At 66.2% G+C, this 19,073-nt stretch carries 21 protein-coding genes and 1 pseudogene; 13 read left to right on the top strand and 9 right to left on the bottom strand.

The features are described 5' to 3' along the window. Window positions 1-1,041: 1,041 nt before the first annotated feature. On the bottom strand, window positions 1,042-1,851 hold the full coding sequence (locus tag BDO18943_RS33850; RefSeq protein ID WP_175025702.1) for an SDR family oxidoreductase: 810 nt from the start codon (window positions 1,849-1,851) through the stop codon (window positions 1,042-1,044). Next, on the bottom strand, window positions 1,848-2,681 hold the full coding sequence (locus tag BDO18943_RS33845; RefSeq protein ID WP_175025701.1) for a molybdenum cofactor biosynthesis F family protein: 834 nt from the start codon (window positions 2,679-2,681) through the stop codon (window positions 1,848-1,850). Before BDO18943_RS33845 ends, BDO18943_RS33850 begins: the two co-directional genes overlap by 4 nt. Window positions 2,682-2,851: 170 nt before the next feature. Between BDO18943_RS33845 and BDO18943_RS33840 the strand changes: the two genes are divergently transcribed. From BDO18943_RS33840 to BDO18943_RS33830, 3 genes are all read left to right on the top strand, one after another. Beyond that, window positions 2,852-3,646, top strand: a complete 795-nt coding sequence (locus BDO18943_RS33840) for an AraC family transcriptional regulator (protein ID WP_175025700.1) — start codon at window positions 2,852-2,854, stop codon at window positions 3,644-3,646. 205 nt (window positions 3,647-3,851) lie between these two features. Beyond that, complete coding sequence (locus BDO18943_RS33835; RefSeq protein ID WP_175025699.1) at window positions 3,852-4,811, top strand: DMT family transporter; 960 nt, start codon at window positions 3,852-3,854, stop codon at window positions 4,809-4,811. Between the two features lie 189 nt (window positions 4,812-5,000). Next, window positions 5,001-5,573, top strand: a complete 573-nt coding sequence (locus BDO18943_RS33830) for a permease (RefSeq protein ID WP_089452296.1) — start codon at window positions 5,001-5,003, stop codon at window positions 5,571-5,573. A 96-nt stretch (window positions 5,574-5,669) separates the two neighbouring features. Here the strand turns inward: BDO18943_RS33830 and BDO18943_RS33825 are convergent, their stop codons facing one another. Then, window positions 5,670-5,804 (bottom strand): entericidin A/B family lipoprotein, encoded by a 135-nt coding sequence (locus BDO18943_RS33825; RefSeq protein ID WP_009688930.1) that lies wholly within the window; start codon window positions 5,802-5,804, stop codon window positions 5,670-5,672. 233 nt (window positions 5,805-6,037) lie between these two features. Here BDO18943_RS33825 and BDO18943_RS33820 point away from each other — a divergent pair, with 233 nt between their 5' ends. Next, the gene (locus BDO18943_RS33820) at window positions 6,038-7,333 is read left to right on the top strand and encodes an aspartate carbamoyltransferase (protein WP_043179892.1); all 1,296 of its coding nucleotides are present in this window, start codon (window positions 6,038-6,040) and stop codon (window positions 7,331-7,333) included. Between the two features lie 113 nt (window positions 7,334-7,446). Here BDO18943_RS33820 and BDO18943_RS33815 read toward each other — a convergent pair whose 3' ends face one another. Continuing rightward, window positions 7,447-7,866 (bottom strand): type II toxin-antitoxin system VapC family toxin, encoded by a 420-nt coding sequence (locus BDO18943_RS33815; protein WP_175025698.1) that lies wholly within the window; start codon window positions 7,864-7,866, stop codon window positions 7,447-7,449. Then, window positions 7,863-8,102, bottom strand: coding sequence for a FitA-like ribbon-helix-helix domain-containing protein (locus tag BDO18943_RS33810; RefSeq protein ID WP_175025697.1), 240 nt, complete (start codon window positions 8,100-8,102; stop codon window positions 7,863-7,865). The genes BDO18943_RS33815 and BDO18943_RS33810 overlap by 4 nt, the downstream gene beginning before the upstream one ends. 322 nt (window positions 8,103-8,424) lie before the next feature. On the opposite strand from BDO18943_RS33810, the gene BDO18943_RS33805 reads away from it, so the two are divergent. The 8 genes from BDO18943_RS33805 (at window position 8,425) to BDO18943_RS33770 (ending at window position 14,707) form a co-directional block, all read left to right on the top strand. After that, window positions 8,425-10,668 (top strand): TonB-dependent receptor, encoded by a 2,244-nt coding sequence (locus tag BDO18943_RS33805; RefSeq protein WP_175025696.1) that lies wholly within the window; start codon window positions 8,425-8,427, stop codon window positions 10,666-10,668. A gap of 3 nt (window positions 10,669-10,671) precedes the next feature. Then, a complete protein-coding gene (locus tag BDO18943_RS33800) occupies window positions 10,672-11,445 on the top strand; it encodes a tetratricopeptide repeat protein (protein WP_175025695.1) in 774 nt (257 codons plus the stop codon). Beyond that, window positions 11,442-12,125 (top strand): Fe2+-dependent dioxygenase, encoded by a 684-nt coding sequence (locus BDO18943_RS33795; RefSeq protein WP_175025694.1) that lies wholly within the window; start codon window positions 11,442-11,444, stop codon window positions 12,123-12,125. Before BDO18943_RS33800 ends, BDO18943_RS33795 begins: the two co-directional genes overlap by 4 nt. A gap of 90 nt (window positions 12,126-12,215) precedes the next feature. Then, window positions 12,216-12,455 (top strand): type II toxin-antitoxin system Phd/YefM family antitoxin, encoded by a 240-nt coding sequence (locus BDO18943_RS33790; protein ID WP_175025693.1) that lies wholly within the window; start codon window positions 12,216-12,218, stop codon window positions 12,453-12,455. Next, window positions 12,452-12,847 carry a type II toxin-antitoxin system VapC family toxin gene (locus tag BDO18943_RS33785; protein ID WP_175025730.1) on the top strand — a complete coding sequence of 132 codons (396 nt, stop codon included), beginning with the start codon at window positions 12,452-12,454 and terminating at the stop codon, window positions 12,845-12,847. The genes BDO18943_RS33790 and BDO18943_RS33785 overlap by 4 nt, the downstream gene beginning before the upstream one ends. Window positions 12,848-12,995: 148 nt before the next feature. Further along, window positions 12,996-13,676 carry a M15 family metallopeptidase gene (locus BDO18943_RS33780; protein ID WP_235996264.1) on the top strand — a complete coding sequence of 227 codons (681 nt, stop codon included), beginning with the start codon at window positions 12,996-12,998 and terminating at the stop codon, window positions 13,674-13,676. A 103-nt stretch (window positions 13,677-13,779) separates the two neighbouring features. After that, window positions 13,780-14,364 (top strand): nucleotidyltransferase family protein, encoded by a 585-nt coding sequence (locus tag BDO18943_RS33775; RefSeq protein WP_175025691.1) that lies wholly within the window; start codon window positions 13,780-13,782, stop codon window positions 14,362-14,364. Between the two features lie 202 nt (window positions 14,365-14,566). Beyond that, window positions 14,567-14,707, top strand: coding sequence for a hypothetical protein (locus BDO18943_RS33770; protein ID WP_021158153.1), 141 nt, complete (start codon window positions 14,567-14,569; stop codon window positions 14,705-14,707). 35 nt (window positions 14,708-14,742) lie between these two features. On the opposite strand, the gene panE is transcribed toward BDO18943_RS33770, so the two are convergent. Next, window positions 14,743-15,690 carry a 2-dehydropantoate 2-reductase gene (gene panE, locus BDO18943_RS33765; protein ID WP_175025690.1) on the bottom strand — a complete coding sequence of 316 codons (948 nt, stop codon included), beginning with the start codon at window positions 15,688-15,690 and terminating at the stop codon, window positions 14,743-14,745. A 251-nt stretch (window positions 15,691-15,941) separates the two neighbouring features. Here panE and BDO18943_RS33760 point away from each other — a divergent pair, with 251 nt between their 5' ends. After that, entirely contained in the window at window positions 15,942-17,495 is a 1,554-nt protein-coding gene (locus BDO18943_RS33760; protein ID WP_175025689.1) for a methyl-accepting chemotaxis protein, read from the top strand. A 215-nt stretch (window positions 17,496-17,710) separates the two neighbouring features. Here the strand turns inward: BDO18943_RS33760 and BDO18943_RS33755 are convergent. The 3 genes and pseudogenes from BDO18943_RS33755 to BDO18943_RS33745 form a co-directional block, all read right to left on the bottom strand. Then, window positions 17,711-17,839: pseudogene (locus tag BDO18943_RS33755) on the bottom strand (IS5/IS1182 family transposase); the annotation flags it as partial. 227 nt (window positions 17,840-18,066) lie between these two features. Beyond that, window positions 18,067-18,435, bottom strand: a complete 369-nt coding sequence (locus tag BDO18943_RS33750) for an OmpA family protein (protein WP_235996263.1) — start codon at window positions 18,433-18,435, stop codon at window positions 18,067-18,069. 70 nt (window positions 18,436-18,505) lie between these two features. Further along, a partial coding sequence (locus tag BDO18943_RS33745) for a M35 family metallo-endopeptidase (RefSeq protein WP_210771960.1) occupies window positions 18,506-19,073 on the bottom strand: 568 nt, incomplete at its 5' end.

Raw genomic sequence — 19,073 nt, 5'->3', positions numbered from 1 at the left:
TGATTAACCCATTGGAATTCCGGCCATTCGGGCCGGTGCAAACGATTGAAAAGGGAATATCCCGGCGACACGAGACAGCGAAATGGAACGATACCGATCGATATCGGCGCATCGCTCCATTCGCATTTTTCAGGGACGACAAAGCCTGCCCGGCATCGCGCTCAGCGCCTGCCGGAGCCCTTCCCTTTATGATGTCTTGTGCTGTCGTTAATCCGCGATTCGCTTCCCCGCTCGCGGACTCGATTTATTCGATGAAATGCATGTTGGTGACCTCGGATTGCTTTTCGCTTTCTTTACACACAGTAATGATCCAGAAAAAATTCCCGGCACACAATCGGAATATTCCTAGAACCGAAAAAATAATCCGGAATGAAGACAAGTTTATCGCTCAGCCAATAACCAATTCTTCATTTTCCAAAATGATCGCGTTGCTCGTGCGAATACATTGTCGGAAAAGTCCTATGATTCGTCTCGGAGAAGGTGGAAACCGGTGGCGTTACCGCGCGATTCGTTCCGGCACGGGTAGATTCGCCACAAATCAGCGATTTTTTTGTCGGGCAATGGGGAGACGGCGAGACGGGACGGCTGATCGGTAAGATTGGCGTCCAGTGGCCAGCAGACAGACAGGAAGGACCCTGGCGATCGATTCACTCGGTATGACGGCCCGGGTTTCGGATGCGGGCAAGGCGCCGCGGATCGCGATGCAAACGAGTCGGGATTGGGCGCGGCAAGTGTTGCTGGGGGGGCTTGGGGCTTGGGGCTTGGGGCTTGGGGCTTGGGGCTTGGGGCTAATCGATTGTCGACTGTTGTCGACTGTTGTCGCTGGCCGTCACTGGCCGCCATCGGCCAAGACGTCGGCGGCACGTCCCGCATTGCGCGGAACGAAGGGGCGCGAAGCAGCGCCTAGGCGGCCGCCGCTTGCCGCGTTACGGAGAAGCCATCCGGCAACCGCCTGCGGGAACCATGGAGAGCCTGCTGCGCAAACGCACAGCAGGCCGGCGCCGCCGCTCGCGTTCCACCGGAGCGTGACGCAGTAAACCGTCATTCGCCGCCCAGCACCGCCCCGCTCTCCGGCAAGGTCGCACCGCCGTCGACGACGATCGTCTGCCCCGTGATGTACGCGGCATCGGCCGATGCGAGAAACAGCATCGCGTTCGCGATGTCTTCCGGCTCGCCCATCCTTGCGAGCGGAATGTCGCGCGCGATCTGCGCGGCGACCGACGCGTCGCCGAGATTGCCGGCCGCCGGCGTGCGGATCATGCCCGGCTCGACGCCGTTCACCGTCACGTTGCGACGCGCGAGTTCCAGCGCCGCCGCGCGAATGAAGCCGTTCACGCCGGCCTTCGACGCCGCATAATGCGCGAGCCCCGGATACACGACGCGCGGCCCCGTCACCGACGACGTGACGAGCAGCCGCCCGGTTCCCGCGCGCTCGAATGCCGGCAACGCGGCCTGTGCGAGCCAGAACAGCGCCGACAGGTTGACCGACAGCGTTCGGTCGAGTGTCGGCTCGTCGATCTGCGTGAACGGCGTCAGCGGAAAATACGCGGCATTGTGGACGACGACATCGAGCCGGCCGCCGTCACGCTCGACCGCCGCGACCAGCGCGCCCAGTTCGTCGCGGCTGGCGGCATCCACCCGATAGGCACGCGCCTCGCCGCCCGTGCTCGCGAGCGCGTCGGCCTGTGCGGCGGCGGCCTCGCCGTTCAGGTCGGCCAGTGCGACGAACGCATCGGCTTCCGCGAAACGGCGCGCGATCGCTGCGCCGATCCCCTGCGCGGCGCCCGTGACGAGCACGACACGCCCGCTGAAATCCGCCCGCAGGCGGCCGCTGCCCGGGGCGGCATTCATCGCGGCGCCTCGCCGTCGAGCGGATGCACGGTGTCGTTCAGCACCTGCGCATGCGCGCCGATCGGGAAGTTCGACAGCGTGCCGAAATCGCCCCCCTGATAGCCGAAGATCTTGCCGTCGGTCTTGCGCTGCGCGAGGTCGATCAGCACGACACCGAGCGTCGGCACCACCTTTTCACGCCACACGAACAGATACAGCTCGTCTGCAATCCTGAAGTAATGGCAGCGGTCGACATCGGCCAGCCCGCACTCGACACCCAGCAGGCACTGCCACGCGTAGAAGTTCTCGTTCAGGTAGATGTGCTCGTAGCATTCGGTCGGGCTGTAGCGGTACATCGTCCGCTTGCCGATCAGCGCGCGCGTGGGCCCGTGCAACGGCCCCGGCTGCGTGTGGCCGCCGAGCGTGCCGTGCCGGAACCCGGCCTCGACGGCCGTCAGCGGCAGCCCGCGCGCAACCCGCGTGAACGCGTCGATGCGCGTGTCGGCTTCGGTCGGCAGCGTGCCGACCACCGACGTCCATACGCCGTTGTCGAGATCGATCACGAGACTGATCGAAGTCGCACGGGCGGCCGAATCGAGGTAGTCGACGAAGTACAGCGCGTCGCGCAGCCGCGTCACGCGGCACGGCTCGCGGCCGCTCGCGCCGGTCGCCGCATCGCGCCACTGCAGCGCGCCGGGCTCGAACGTATAGACGCGCCACACGCCCGATGCGTCGCCGAGCGTGAGCGTCCGCCCCGCGAGCGCGTCGACGGATGCGAGGATGTTCGCTTCGGGCGCGAAGCCGTCCGCGAGCGCGCCAACCTGGATGAATACCGGATCCTGTCGTTCCACCTGCCGTCTCCCGCGCAGCTTCAGGCCCGGCGGGCCGTGTACGCTGCTCATGTGCACATGGTGCGGGCTGCGTGCGCCGCGCGGTATCGGCCAAAAGGATGAAGGGCGCGCGGCGCCGGAACGCGCTAAAGTGCACGCAATCCGCGCCGCGACCGGCGCGAGGAGCGCACATGCACCGCATCACCCATTACCGACGAACCGGCGAAGGCATCGAGGCGATCAGCCTCGAATCCGATCGCGCGTTTCCGCGCCATGCACACGACGAATTCGGGGTCGGCGTGATCGTCAGCGGCGCGCACCGGTCGTGGAGCGGCCGCGGGCAGGTCGACGCACTGGCCGGCGACGCGATCATGGTCAACCCGGGCGAGATGCACGACGGCTCGCCGATCGAGGCCGGCACGGGCCGGCGCTGGCGGATGCTGTACCTCGCGCCCGCGCTGGTCGCGGGCGTCGCGGCGGAAGAAGGTCTCGGCGGCGTCGAACTGGCGCACCCGGCGGTGCGCGACGCACGGCTCACGGCCGCCGTCGGCCGGCTGCATACACGCATCGTCGCGGGGGCATCCCAGCCGCTCGCCCGTGACGAGGCACTCGTGATGCTCGTCGCCGGGCTGCTCGCCCGGCACGCGAACCGCACGCTGCCGGCGGCGGGGGTCGCACCGGCGATCCGCATCGCCCGGGAGCGGCTCGACGCGGCGCCGGCCGCTCCCGTCTCGCTCGCCGAGCTGGCCGACCTGAGCGGCGTCAGCCGCTTCCAGCTGCTGCGCGGGTTTGCCCGCGAACTCGGCATCACACCGCACGCGTACCTGATCCAGTCGCGCGCACGGCTGGCGCGCGCGCTGCTCGCCAGCGGCCTGCCGATCGCCGATGCCGCGGCCGAAGCCGGCTTTGCCGATCAGAGCCACCTGACGCGTGCATTCGCGCGCCAGTTCGGGATCACGCCCGGGCGGTTCACGCAGGCCGTTTGACGCCGCCGTCCTCCCGCGCGAGGCCACCAGGCAAACCGCCGTCGACGGCACGGCCACTGCGACCGCAGTAACACATAACCGCAGCGGTGGCAGCCGATGCCCGTGGCGCACGCATGCCGAATCCCGTGCGCCGCATTCGACACGCCCGCGTGTGCTGCAATTTCGTTCAAGACGCACGCTGCCGCCGTGCGCGACGATGCGGCGCATGAAGACACGACTGATTGGCTATCTCTATCTCGCCGCCGCGATGGCGGGCGTCGGCAGCACCGTCATCGCGAGCCGTCTCGCGGCAGGCGGCCTGCCGCCGTTCGCGGCCACGGCGCTGCGCTTCCTGATCGCGACACCGCTGCTGTTCGCGCTGATGCGCGCGCAGCGCATGCGCTGGCCACGCATCTCCACACGCGACGCCGTGCTGCTCGTCATCCAGGCGGCGGCGGGCGGCGTCGGTTATACGGTGCTGCTGATCTGCGGCACGAAGCTGTCATCGCCGCTCGATGCGGGCGTGATGCTCGGTACGCTGCCCGCGATGTCGACGCTGATCGCGGCCGTCGTACTGCGCGAGCGTCAGACACCGCGCGACTGGCTGGCCGCTGCGCTCGCCACGGCCGGCGTGCTGTTCGTCACGTTCGCGCCCGGCCAAGCGTTGCCGTCGCTCCGCACGCTGGCCGGCGATGCGCTGGTGCTGACCGCCGTCGCGTGCGAAGCCGTCTTCATCCTGCTCAACCGGCGGCTTGCCGCACCCTTGCCGCCGCTGGCGCTGTCCACCGCGATGTCGGGCCTCGGCTTCGTGCTCGCACTCGTGCCGGCCGCGTTCGAATGGCGCGCGGTAGCGACCGGCTGGACCGTCGGCGCCGTATCGGCGATCGCCTACTACGCACTGGTGCCGACCGTGCTCGGCTACCTGTGCTGGTATGCGGGTTCGGCGCGCACGAGCGGCACCGAGGCCGCGCTGTTCACGGCGGTCGCGCCGGTCTCCGCCGTGCTGTTCGCAGTCGCGCTGTTCGGCGAAACGCTCAACGGCACGCGGGTCGCGGGCATCGCGCTCGTCGTCGCGGGCATGGCCGTCGGCGCAACACGGCGGCGCGAACCGCCCGCTCAGGCACGCGATGCGCGGCCGGCGAAGCCGGTACGGCCAGCCCGCCCCGCACCAACCGCGACCGACTGATCGGCGTTCGTCGCGTCATCTCAACATGGGAGATCGTTCGGCCCTGTCGCTCCGCCGCGTTCCCGCGCCGCCGCAGGCGATTGTAGGAATGTGTCCGCGCGCCGCAAAACCGTTGCGTGGCACCCGGCGAGATGCAATATTCGCGTGACCGGGACCTTTGACGACCATCGAACGACACACCGCCGCGCAATGAACAGGAAGGAAGCCAAAACAAGAATCGCGGTGCTGATGTCCGCTGGAACGAGGAAGGCCGACGTCCTGGCCGATCTGTCCGGACAAGGGCTCGACGATCGTGTGCTCGCCGGCCTGATTGCGTCGCGCCCCGATCCCGAACGCTGCCGCAAGAACAAGGTGCACGTCCGGATCCTGGTCGCACTCGCTGTCGTCCAGCTCGCGAACGGCCTGACGTTCGCTTATGGCGTCGCCCAATCCGGCGGCGACCTCGGCGTCTCGGGCGCGCTCGGCAATGGCCTCGTCATGCTGTTGCTCGCGCTGAACGTACTGCTGTCGCTGCTGTTCATCTGGGGCTTCGCGACGCATCGCGTCGGCGCCTATCACGCGTTCATCCTGTTGTCGCTGGTGCAGGTGCCGAAGACCATCGCCGAGCTCGGACGCAGTCCGTCGACCGCGCTGCCGAGCCTCGTGGTCACGGTCCTGCTGGTGGGCTATGTCTGGTTCGTCCGCAACCGGATGTTCCCCGACTACGGCGGGTTCACGCCGCGCAAGGTCGAAGGCCGCTACGCGTTCGTCGAGCACGCCTGACGCCACTGGCATCGGACATCAGACGCAAAAAAAACGCCGGGCCGCCCCGCGATCGCGGGACGGCCCGGCGCTTTCTGTATTCCTGAACCAGTCGGCTTACTTGGCCTTTTCAGCCGTATCGCTGATCGCCTGGCCGCCCTTCGAAATGTCCTGCCCCATGCCGGCCACCGTGTTGCAACCGGCAAGCGCGGCGGTCACCACCAGCAGCATTGCAGCAATCGTACGCGTCATTCCCATTCTCCTTCGAATCATCAAGCCCGACGGGCGAATCATGTGTGGCGTGGTGCCCGGCAAGATGCCGGGCACGGGGCCTGACCTGATTATACGGAGACAGCCGCCGCACGCCAGTACGAACCCGCCGCCTGTCACACGGGCCACCCAGCCGGGTCGCGCAGATTTTCCTTGACTTCAACGCGCCACGATCTAATATACGCACCGCGTATATTTTCTGTCAGGAGCCGCCGATGACCGTTCCCCAGCAAGCCTTCCTTCGCGACGCGATGCGCCGCCTCAACATGACCCGCGAAGCGTTCGCCAATCGTATCGGTGTCAGCCGGCGCGCGCTGGACACCTGGCTGTTGCCCGACGATTCGCAGGAATCGCGCGGGATGCCCGAGATCGTCGAGCGCTTCGTGTCGGAAATCGTCGAGCGCTCGGCACCGGATGGCGGGGACTATACGCAAAGCGTAGACAAACAAGGGCTCTCGAAGCAGTTCCTGTTCGAAGGCAAGCCGCAATTGATCTCGGTCGACCAGTTCTCGCGGGATTCGGTCGAGGCGCTGTTCCGCGTGGCCGACGTGATGCAGCCGATCGCGCGCCGCCACAAGATCTCGCGCGTGCTGGAGGGCGCGGTGCTTGGCAACCTGTTCTTCGAGGCCAGCACGCGTACGCGCGTGTCGTTCGGTGCCGCCTTCTGCCGGCTCGGCGGCTCGGTGTGCGACACGACGGGCTTCACGTTCTCGTCGATGGCCAAGGGCGAATCGATCTACGACACGAGCCGCGTGATGGCCGGCTACGTCGACGCGCTCGTGATCCGCCATCCGGAGAAAGGCTCGGTGGCCGAGTTCGCGCGTGCGACCAACCTGCCCGTGATCAATGGTGGCGACGGCCCCGGCGAGCACCCGAGCCAGGCGCTGCTCGATCTCTATACGATCCAGCGCGAGTTCTCGCGGCTCGGCAAGATCGTCGACGGCGCGCACATCGCGCTGGTCGGCGACCTCAAGTACGGCCGCACCGTGCACTCGCTCGTCAAGCTGCTCGCGCTGTACCGCGGGCTCAAGTTCACGCTCGTGTCGCCGCCGACGCTCGAGATGCCGGCTTACATCGTCGACCAGATCGCCACGAACGGCCATGTGATCGAGCAGACGACCGACCTCGCGGCCGGGCTGCGCGGCGCGGACGTCGTCTACGCGACGCGGATCCAGAAGGAACGCTTCACCGACGAGTCGTTCGAAGGCTACACGCCGGATTTCCAGATCAACCAGGCGCTCGTCGACTCGGTATGCAAACCCGACACGCTGATCATGCACCCGCTGCCGCGTGACAGCCGGCCCGGCGCGAACGACCTGTCGGTCGACCTGAACCGCGACCCGCGCCTCGCGATCTTCCGCCAGACCGACAACGGCATTCCGGTGCGGATGGCGATCTTCGCGGTACTGCTCGGTGTGGAGAACCTCGTCCAGCATTCGATGCGCGACGCGACGTGGCGCCCGCCGGCATATCTCGGGCCGGAGGACGCGGTGTTTCACGGGGTGGATTGAGCAGGAACTGCGGGGGCGCGCCAGTCAGGCGCCCCTACGTTCAACAGAAAGCGCACCGGGTTACCCGACGCGCTTTATTTTTTGCGCGCGGTGAACGGGTGCGCAATCGGCGCCTAGGACGCCCACGGATCGATCACCCGCAGGCCGACCGCCTCGAATGGCGCGACGTCGCGTGTCGCAATGATGAGTCCGTTCGCCTCGGCCGTCGCGGCGATAAAGCAGTCGGCGGGCGCGATCGCGGTGCCCGCGGCACGGGCCCGCGCGCGAATACCTGCATACGCTTTGCTCGCTGCATCGTCGAATGGCACGATTCGACCGCGAAACAGCGGCACGACACGCTGCTCGATGCTTTGGTGAAGCCAGTCGCGCCTGCGCCCTTCCGGTAACGCCGCCACACCGAAGCGCATTTCGGCAAGGCTGATCGCAGCAAGAAACAGCGTTTCGACGTTCTGGGCATCGAGCCACTCGATCACGGCCGAACTCGGCTCGCGCCGCAGCGGTTCGGACATCACGTTCGTATCAACAAGGATCATTCGAAGCTCATCGGGTCGGTTAGCGTCTTGTCGCGCTGAACGTCGAAATCGACGCCGCCCGCGTCCCGTCCGATTTCCGCCAGTAGCGTCCCCAGCTTGAGCCGGCCACCCGGCAAAACGGCCTGCTCGAGGATGTCTCGCACCTCGGCTTCGGTGCTGCGCCCATGCTGGGCCGCGCGAATCCGGAGCGCACGGTGCACTTCATCGGGCAGATTTCGAACGGTAATCACGGGCATGATGCACCTCACCACATTTGCTTTCAATGCAGTCATATTAGCACCTTGATGTCATGGCGGGTGATCCGCGACAGCACCACTCTAACCCGCCCGGCAAGCCCGTCCCACCTGGCCTTTCGGCCATCCGCCACCGCCCCGTCGACCGCGCAACCACCCCGCAACATTCCTCAACAATTTCCCAACAAACGCGAACAAGAACGCTTCTCATTTAACTAAAAATTACATAGAATGCCGCCTGAAAACAAATCGTAATAATTCCCGGCGGCATGCACATTTCCGCAGCGCACCGCCCCGGGGCCACACCGCGAGGTCGAAGCGCACCATGAAGTCACGTTCCGACGAGCTGAAGCTCGGCAAATTCACCACCCTGTGCAGCGTGCTCGCCGCGAGTCCGGCATTCGCGGCGGACGGCACGCCGCCGCCCGCCCCGGCGAGCACCGAAGGCCATCTCGCGCCGATCGAGATCCAGGGCAAGGCCGAGCACAGCTACAAGGCCGACTTCTCCGCTTCCGCGAAATTCACCGCACCGCTCGTCGACACGCCGAAATCCGTCACCGTGATCCCGCAGGAACTGATCCAGAACAGCGGCGCGTCGACGCTGACGGAAGCGCTGCGCACCGTGCCCGGCATCACGTTCGGCGCCGGCGAAGGCGGCAACCCGCTCGGCGATCGTCCGTTCATCCGCGGCTACGACACGCAGGGCAGCATGTTCGTCGACGGCATGCGCGACACGGGCGCCACGACGCGCGAGATCTTCAACACCGAGCGCATCGAGATCACCAAGGGTTCCGACGGCGCGTACGGCGGTCGCGGCGGCGCGGGCGGCAGCATCAACCTGATCACGAAGGCCCCGCACCTCGGCACCACCGCCGCCGCGAGCGCGGGCCTCGGCACCGACCGCTATCGCCGCTTCACGGCCGACGGCAACTGGCAGTTCGCCGATCACGCCGCGTTCCGCCTGAACCTGATGAGCCACAACAACGACGTGGCCGGCCGCGACGCGGTGAACAACGAGCGCTGGGGCGTCGCGCCGTCGATCGCGTTCGGCCTCGGCACGTCGACGCGCGTCGTCGCGAGCTACTACCACCTGTCCACCGACGACCTGCCCGACGGCGGCATCCCGTACTACTACGGCTTCAACCTCCCGAAGGGCGTCGCCACCGACGGCCCGGCGCCCGTCGACCGCCACAACTTCTACGGGCTGATCAACCGCGATTTCCGCAAGACGACGTCGGACATCAGCACGCTCAAGATCGAGCACGACATCACGTCGTCGCTGACGATCCGCAACACCACGCGCTACACGGAGTCCACCCAGGACTACATCTGGACGCAGCCAGACGACAGCCAGGGCAACGTGGTCAACGGCAAGGTCTGGCGGCGCGCGAACACCCGCAACAGCGCGATCAACAGCATCGCGAACCAGACCGAGCTGTTCGGCGAATTCCGCACCGGCCCGTTCAAGCACAGCTTCACGACCGGCATCGAGCTGTCACGTGAATGGGGCAAGCGCGACACGTACAACGTCGCCACCGCGAACGGCAAGATCTGCCAGAACGGCATCGGCGCGGCGTCGGGCTACAACTGCACGAGCCTGTGGTCGCCGAATCCCAACGACCCGTGGGCCGGCTCGATCACGCGCAACAACGACTACTCGCATGCCCGCACCGTGACGAAGTCGATCTACGGCTTCGACACGATCGAGATCACGCCGCGCTGGCAGGTCAACGGCGGCGTGCGCATCGACGACTACTCGACCCGCTTCACCGACACCAAGGCCAACGGCGGCAAGACCACCACGCGTGACGACACGCTCGTGAACTGGCAGGCCGGCCTCGTGTTCAAGCCGGCGCAGAACGGCAGCATCTATGCGTCGTACGCGACGTCGTCGACGCCGGCCGGCATGCTGCTCGGCGAAGGCAGCGAATCGCAGTCGCTCACGCCGGGTCGTGGCGGCGTCGGCTCGAACGCCGATCAGCTGTCGCCGGAAAAGAACCGCAGCATCGAGCTCGGCACGAAGTGGAACGTGCTGAACGACAAGCTCGCGCTGACCGCCGCGCTGTTCCAGATCGACACGACGAACGCACGCGTGACGCTGCCGAACAACCAGTACGCGATGGTCGGCAACAAGCGCGTGCAGGGGCTCGAACTCGGCGTCGCGGGCCAGATCACGAAGCAGTGGCAACTGTTCGGCGGCTATACGTACATGAAGAGCGAACTGCGCGACAACGGCAAGGACACGGCGAGCAACGGCAACCAGTTCCCGAACACGCCGAAGCACAGCTTCACGATGTGGTCGAACTACGACGTGACGCCGAAGTTCACCGTCGGCGGCGGCGCGTTCTACATGTCGCAGGTGTTCGGCGATACCGCGAACCAGCACGCGGTGCCGTCGTACTGGCGCTTCGATGCGATGGCGCAGTACCGGATCAACAAGAAGCTCGACCTGCAGCTGAACGTGAACAACCTGTTCAACCGCACCTACTTCGACCAGGCGTATCCGGCGCACTACGCGTCGATCGCACCGGGCCGCTCGGCGTTCGTCACGCTGAACGCGCGCTACTGATCGATGGAGGCCGTGTCGCTGAAGGCGCTCGCGTCGGTATCGCCGCGCGAGTTCGCCGACATCCTGGCCGGGCCGCCCGAGCGTGCCGCCGCGTGGGTCGCGGCGGCGGCCGACAACGGCATCGTCGATGCGCAGGCCGTCTACGGGCAGTACCTGCTCGACGGGCATGGCGTCGCGCACGATCCGGCGGCCGCGTTCAACTGGTTCCGGCACGCGGCGCGGGCCGGCCACGCGATGGCGATGAACATGCTCGGCCGCTGCTACGAGTTCGGCTGGGGCACGGCCGCGTGCGCACCGGTCGCCGTGTACTGGTACCGGCTCGCCGCGCAGGCGGGGCTCGACTGGGGCATGTACAACTACGCGACGGCGCTCGCGCTCGGCAACGGCGTCGACGAGAACCGCGCCGATGCGCTCGACTGGTTCCAGCGCGCGGCCGCGCTCGGCCATGCGAAATCGATCAACCTGATCGGCGGCTTCTACGAGGATGGCTGGGTCGTCCCGGTCGACCCCGACGCCGCGTTCGACCACTATCGCCGCGCCGCCGTGGCCGGCGACTTCCGCGGCCAGTTCAACCTTGCGCGGCTGCTCGCCGAGCGCGGGCGCATCGACGAAGCGCTCGCCTGGCTCGCTCGCGTACCGGCCACGGCTACCCCCGCGTTCGTCGCGAAGATGCACGCGTATCTCGCGTCGTCGCCGATCGACGCGTTTCGTGCGGCGGCGATGCAGTTGCCACCGCAGCCGCAGCCGCAGCCGCACTGCATGGAATCCGCATCATGATGCTTCATATCCCCGGCGTACTCACGAAAGCGCAGGTCGCGCAATGTCGCGAGCTGCTCGATGCAGCCGAATGGGTCGACGGCAATGCGACGTCCGGCACACAGTCGGCGCTCGCGAAACGCAACCGGCAATTGCCGGAAGGTTCGCCAGCGGCGCGCGCGGTCGGTGACGCGATCCAGGACGCACTCGCACGCCATCCACTGTTCTTTTCGGCGGCGCTGCCGCTCAAGGTGTTTCCGCCGCTGTTCAATCGCTACGAAGGCGGCGAGACGTTCGGCACGCACGTCGACAACGCAATCCGGCTGCTGCGCGGCACGGATTTCCGCGTGCGCAGCGATCTGTCGGCGACGCTGTTTCTCGAAGAACCCGATGCGTACGACGGCGGCGAGCTGTGTGTCGAGGATACGTACGGCACGCATCGCGCGAAGCTGCCGGCGGGCGACCTCGTGCTGTATCCGGCATCGAGCCTGCACCACGTCACGCCCGTGACGCGCGGCGAGCGCGTCGCGTCGTTCTTCTGGATCCAGAGCATGGTGCGCGACGACGGCGACCGCACGCTGCTGTTCCAGCTCGATACGCAGATTCAGGCGCTGTCCGGCGAGAAAGGCGCGAAGGATCCGATGGTCATTGCGTTGACGGGGATTTATCACAACCTGTTGAGGAAATGGGCGGATGCGTAGCGCGAACGGGTAGCGCTGCTTGCCCCGGCGCTTGCGCCACGCCGGCATCCGTGACTAAATTGACCATCGTCAAATGACCATGCTCACATCATGATGCCGCACGACCCCGTATCGAAATCCGAATTCAAGGCTCGCGCACTCGAATACTTCCGGCTCGTCGAGGCGTCCGGTGAAAGCCTGATCGTCACCGATCACGGCAAGCCGACGCTCGAAATCCGGCCGTATCGCGCACGTGAGGCTCAGCCGTTGGACATATTGCGCGGCTCGGCCATGCGCTACGACAATCCTCTCGATCCGATTGCGGAAGATGATTGGGAGGCGTCGCGGTGATCGTGCTGGATACGCATGCATTGGTGTGGTGGGTGGCGGGCGATCCTTCGCTCAGCAAGAAGGCGAGGAGCGCGATCGATCGCGCTCGGAGCGAAGGCGCGCTCGTCGCATCCGCGATCTCCGCGTGGGAGATTGCGATGCTGGTGCGCAACGACCGCCTCGCACTGACGATGGATGTCGACGCATGGCTCGCCACCGTCGCGCAGATCGACGGCATGCGCTTCGTGCCCGTCGATGCCGACATCGCCGCGAAATCCACCGACCTGCCCGGCACGTTCCACAAGGATCCGGCCGACCGCACGATCGTCGCGACCGCGCGGCGGCTCGGCGCGCCGCTCGTCACGCGCGACGAAAAAATCCGCGCTTACGCGCACGTCAAGACGCTCTGGTAAGCGCCGCCCTCCTGCGGGCCAAACCGCAACACCATCTCCGCCGGACTCTGGCATATTGGCGATTCGTCTGACAAAAATGACCTCGGCCGGCCAGCCTCACCGCCGGCGCGTGGCCCGCAACCGTCATCGCGCCACCTCGTCCGCTATCGTGATATCGCTCTCCGATCCCGTTGTCCGGTCGATCGCCCTGCTGGAGTCGCACGAAGGGTTTGTCGATCTCGCAGGCTTCCATGACCGCATCGTTGTCGTTCCCGGCCCCGACGATGTCGCCAACAAGAGCCCGCATTTCCTGAAGGTGCGCGGTGGCGTGGCGGACCGGCTGATCGCCGCCGCGCACGCGCTGCCCGACGGCCTGCGCCTGTATGTCAAGGAAGGCTATCGTCCGCTGGCCCTGCAGCGCCACTACTTCACAAGGCATCTCGCGCACCTGCGCCGGACGCTGAATCCGCTGCCGGACGAAGACACATTGGTCGCACTCACGAGCCACTACGTCGCACCGCCGGAAGTCGCCGCGCATCCGACGGGCGCAGCCGTCGACCTCACACTGATCTCGCCGGACGGCATCGAGCTCGACATGGGCTGCGCGCTCGACGCCACCGACCAGGAATCGTCCGGCGCGTGCTACACGCACAACCCGTTCATCAGCCGCGCGGCCGCCCGTAATCGCAAGATGCTGATCGCCGCACTGACGGGCGCCGGCTTCACGAATTACCCGTCGGAATGGTGGCATTGGTCGTTCGGCGACCGTTATTGGGCCGTCATGCACCATCAATCGCACGCAATTTACGGTCCCGTCGAGGAAAACATGCTCGACGAAGCCGCGCGCTGACATTCTTTCCGACGAAACGCGCCCGTCTCGGTAACATCCTCACTTGTCGATCCCTGCTCGCTCCCGCACAATCGCAGCACCTGCTTCACTCTCCCCCGCGCCGATGTCCTACGCGTCATTCGCCACCGGCGTCCTTCTCGCCGGCGGCCTCGGTCAACGCTTCGACCCGAGCGGCCTGCACAGCAAGCTGCTCGCGCCGCTTCCCGACGGCACGCCGGTTGCGGTCGCGGCCGCCCGCCATCTCGCGGCGGTCACGTCCGACGTGATCGCCGTCGTGCGTCCCGGCGCCGAAAAACTCGCGATGCTGCTGAACGAAGCCGGCTGCCACGTCGTCTACGCGCCCGACGCGGTGCGCGGCATGGGCGCGAGCCTCTCGGCCGGCGTGCGCGCGACACCCGAGGCGAACGGCTGGCTCGTCGCGCTCGGCGACATGCCGTGGATCGCGGCTTCCACCTACGAAACCGTCACGCGCGCGCTCGACACCGACGGCGCGTCGATCGTCGCGCCCGCCCATCGCGGCGTGCGCGGCCATCCGGTCGGTTTCTCCGCGCACCACTTCGATGCGCTCGCCGCCCTCGACGGCGACACGGGCGCCCGCGCGCTGTTCGCCAGCGCGCCGGTCAAGCTGCTCGACGTCGACGATCCCGGCATCGTGCGCGACGTCGACACGCCGGCGGATTTGCGCTGACCGCGATCACGCAGTGTTCGCGCTGCAACGCATGACCCGCGCCGGCGCAGCAGATTCCTGCACGAAAACCGCCCATGCACGGATTGCGCAGACGAAAGACCGCCGCCACAACAATCCCGCTGCAAACGCATGCCCGATTGGCTATAACGGAGACGAGGCGCCCCCGCCGCGCCACCGCCGTCACATACTCCGCGAGTTCTCCATGACCGATCACACGACCCCGACACCCGAACCTCCGGCCGACCCGAACCGCGACCCCGAAGACGACCCGCTGTCATCACCGCCCGGCCATCACGACAACCCGCAGCAACCGGACGGACCGCCGAGCAAGGATCCGGTCTAGCCGCCGGGCGGCCGCACGACCGCCCGCTCCGGTGCCTACGCGGCCGCGTGCTCGCGCGCGGTACGCACTTCGTATGCCTTCAGGTGGTTGTACGCAATCCGCAGCAGCGACAGTGCATCGGCCGCCTGCGGGTCGCGGCGCGCGAGCAGGTCGCCGATCACGTGATCGGCTTCGACGCGCGCGTGGTTCTCGACGTCGCGCAGCATCGACGCGGTCAGCGGCGACGGCGTCAGCACCATCCGCTGCATCCGCTCGATGGCGGCCGGGTCGGGCCGGTGGCCGTTGTGCTCGGCAATCGCGCTGCATTCGGCGAGCATCGTCTCGAGCAGGTGACGGCCGTCCGGCGCGGCGAGAATGTCGCCCACCGAGCCGCGAAACAGCGACGTGCTCGCGGCGAGCGTCGCGAGGAACACCCACTTTTCCCACATCCGCGCGGCTACGTTGTCGCTGAGCGTCGCATCGAAACCCGCGCCGCCGAGCACGTCGGCCACCGCCCGCACGCGGGGCGATTCGCCGCCCGCGAGTTCGCCGAAGGTGACCCCGTGCGTGTCGTTGAGGTGCACGATGCGCTGCTCGCGATCGAGCGTCGCCGCGATCACGCACAGCCCGCCGAGCACCTGCGCGGCGCCGAACCGGTCGCGCAGCACGTCGAGATGACGCATCCCGTTGAGCATCGGCAGGATCAGCGTCTGCGGGCCGACGAATGGTGCAAACGACGCAATCGCATCGTCGAGGCTGTATGCCTTGCAGCTCAGCAACACGAGGTCGAACGGCGCGACGCCGGCATCCGCGTCGCCCGCGCGCACGGTCTGCACGTTCGCGAGCGTCAGGTCGCCGCGCGGGCTGCGGATCAGCAGCCCGTCGCGCGCCAGCGCGGCCGCGCGGCCGTTGCGCACCAGGAACGTCACGTCGCGCCCCGCCGCGGCCAGCCGGCCGCCGAAGTATCCGCCGACCGCGCCGGCCCCTACCACCAGAATTCGCATCGTTGCCTCCTTTCGGTTTCATGCGGCGCCGCGCCGCCGAACCGGAGGTGCGGCGCGCCCGCCATCGCCCCGTGAGTATAGCGACACCCGTTATGCATATGCATAGATACTCTTGTCGGCGTTAGAGGCATGCGTCCACGGTACCGGTTCCTAGGGATAACCCGTCTACGGCGACGCATGTCGGACGCCGTCAAGACACTTATCCCGTCACGCCGTTTCGGCGAGCTTCCAAGACCGACCGACCACACACCATGCGCAACCTTTCCCTGAATCAGAAACTCGCCTCGATGATCGTCATCCTCTGGCTCGGCCTGCTCGTGATCGCGGGGCTCGGCGCCTGGCAGACGCGCGCATCGATGATCACGGACCGCCGCGACCAGCTCGCGTCGCTGGTCGCGCAGGCCACGAGCGTGGCCGACCATTACTACAAGCTGTCGCAGCAGAATGCGCTGCCGGAAGCCGACGCCAAGCAGAAGGCGCTCGAGGCGATCGCCGCGATGCGCTACGGCGCCGACGGCTACATTTCCGTCAACGACTCGAAGCCGGTGATCGTGATGCATCCGATCAAGACCGATCTCAACGGCAAGGACGTGTCGAATTTCACCGATCCGAATGGCAAGCATCTGTTCGTCGAGATCGTGAAAGCCGGCAACGTGGAAGGCGGCAAGGGCTTCGTCGAATATCTGTGGCCGAAGCCGGGCGCCGACAAGCCGCAGGAGAAAACCAGCGCCGTGCAGCGCTTCGCGCCGTGGGACTGGTATCTCGTGACCGGCATGTACATGAACGACGTGCGCTCGGCCGTGCTCGAGAGCATCGGCCGCTGGCTCGCGATGACGACCGTGCTCGGCGGGATCGCAACCGCCGTGATGGTGCTGGTGCTGAAAAGCGTGCGTGCGAACCTCGGCGGCGAGCTGGAAGTGGCGCTCGACGCCGCGCAGCGCATCGCGCAGGGTGACCTGACCGCGCGCGTCGCCGTGAAGCAGGACGATCGCGGCAGCCTGCTGCATGCACTGCACACGATGCAGGGCGGGCTGATCGACATGGTGTCGCGCGTGCGGATGGGCACCGAGAACATCAACGTCGGCGCGAGCGAGATCGCGTCCGGCAACACCGACCTGTCGCAGCGCACCGAGGAACAGGCGGCCGCGCTCGTGCAGACCGCGTCGAGCATGGACCAGATGACCGCGAACGTGAAGCAGAACGCGGACAGCGCCGCACAGGCCGCCTCGCTCGCCGACCAGGCCGCGCAAGTGGCGACGCGCGGCAGCGCGGTGGTCGACGACGTCGTGCGCACGATGAACGAGATCACCGACCGCTCGCACAAGATCGGCGACATCATCGGCGTGATCGACGGGATCGCGTTCCAGACCAACATCCTCGCACTGAATGCGGCCGTCGAAGCCGCGCGGGCGGGCGAACAGGGCCGCGGCTTCGCGGTGGTCGCGGCCGAGGTGCGCTCGCTCGCGCAACGCTCGGCGACGGCCGCGAAGGAGATCAAGACGCTGATCGTGTCGTCGAACGAGACCGTCGAGCAAGGTGCGGCGCTCGTCACGAATGCGGGCGAGACGATGGCCGAAATCGTGCAGTCGGTGCGGCGCGTGAACGAGATCCTCGACGAGATCAGCCATGCGTCGCGCGAACAGAGCGCCGGGATCGAACAGGTCAATCGCGCGGTGGGCGAGATGGATCAGGTCACGCAGCAGAACGCGGCCCTCGTCGAAGAAGCCGCGGCCGCCGCGCATTCGTTGCGCGATCAGGCCGAGGCGCTGCGGGACGCCGTGACGCGGTTTGCGTTGCCGGCGTAGGCCTTGAAAGCGTGCGGGCCCGGTTTTCCTGCGCCCGGCCCGCACGCTCGATCGTGCATCGATCGGGATGTCATCTTGTCTGCACGTCGAGCGCATCCATCAGCGCCCCGCAATATCAATTCGCTGTGCAGCACTTGTTGGAGCAATCGGGCAGGAAGGAAATTTCTACGTGCCGCCCGTTATCCACGTCGCCACGCAAATAAACGCGTGTGCTTGCCGAACAGCCCGTTGAGTCGCTTCAGCGCCTGATTGACCAGCAGCCGCAGTGGCCACAACGGGTGATCGGCCGCCACGAAGTCTTCCAGCCTCACCGTCGTAAACAGCGGTTCTTGCATCTCGTCCATGCTAGAACCTGTCCACCTGTTGACAACGTGTCGCCCACAACTGCCATGCGTCGTTTCATTGTTTTGCCCTCCCGGTCACGATGTTCGGTGCTGGGTGGCGGGTTCCGATGTCTGGAAGTTTGGAGAACCACCATCCGCGCATTCTATCAATCGTGGTCGGTAGCACTGGAAAAGCAGGAACAAGAAAGCCCGCATTGCGCGAGCTTCTGTTGGTGTCCCCTGGTAGGTCACTGCGTCTTCGGTACGGGGTTCAGGTTCGGGCAGCAGTGATTCGGGCACCCCGGACTAACGTTGACCTCGACGCGTCGCCCGGATTGACCAAACTTGTCCGGCTTGAAGATTTTTCCAGCTAAGGCGCGATTCTCGCCGTGGATCGAATATTGATCCAAGACCGACATCACGCTTTCGGCTCGTCGCGTCGCAAGCTGTTGTGCGTCATGTTCGGTCCGTTCGGCCAACCCGTTCAACCACACGGTATCGATGATCGGAAAGTGCTTGTGCATGTCGATCGACCATTCGGACAACCGTGATAGCTCGGCCGGCGAAATTGCGCTCGAATCCGTATCGAACACAACATCGATGTAGTGAGCGGGCATGTTCGATGCGCCGTCACATGCGGCGGATGCGTGTACGCAGGTCAACGCGAGCGCGGCGGCAACTGCGAATTTAGTAATCGCCATCGACAACGTACCCCGCAATGCTATCGGCGTTGTTAATTGCCAAGTCAGGATTCGACCGACCCCAGGGCGCTAGAAGCGGCGTGATGGTGTATTTGTCGTCAATGGAAGACATGGTGTCGTGAAAATGTGTAGCTTCGTGGATGATAGTTGATACGTGAGAATCAGCGCCGTCCGTCCACGGGCGCATCGTGCAGAATCGCGCGCTGATTGCAATCGTATGCGTTGCCGTGTCCGGCGCACATACGTGGGCGGCTTCGTTTTCCGTCCCTCGCGGATGAGGAGTGCAGCCTGTCGCCAGATCGCCCGCGCTGCCGCTACGGACGACGTTGTGTTCGTTGAACCCACGTACCACGGCAAGCACTTTCGTTAGGCCGGAAAGTAGGTGCATGCGCGTGGTTTCGTCGTTACGACCGAACCACTTGGATACCCGATTCCTTTCGGCCTGCGACCACCTTTGCAATGCCGTGACGCGTGCGCCTAGTGCAGTGTTCCGTTCTGTTTGGAACTTAAGCGACTGTTGGCGCGAATGACCTTCTGCAAGATGTCGCGCGCGC

The sequence above is a fragment of the Burkholderia aenigmatica genome (genome assembly GCF_902499175.1).
GTDB classification, from domain to species: domain Bacteria; phylum Pseudomonadota; class Gammaproteobacteria; order Burkholderiales; family Burkholderiaceae; genus Burkholderia; species Burkholderia aenigmatica.
Note: the sequence above shows the minus strand (reverse complement) of the source record. Positions and strands in the feature narration are given on the sequence as shown.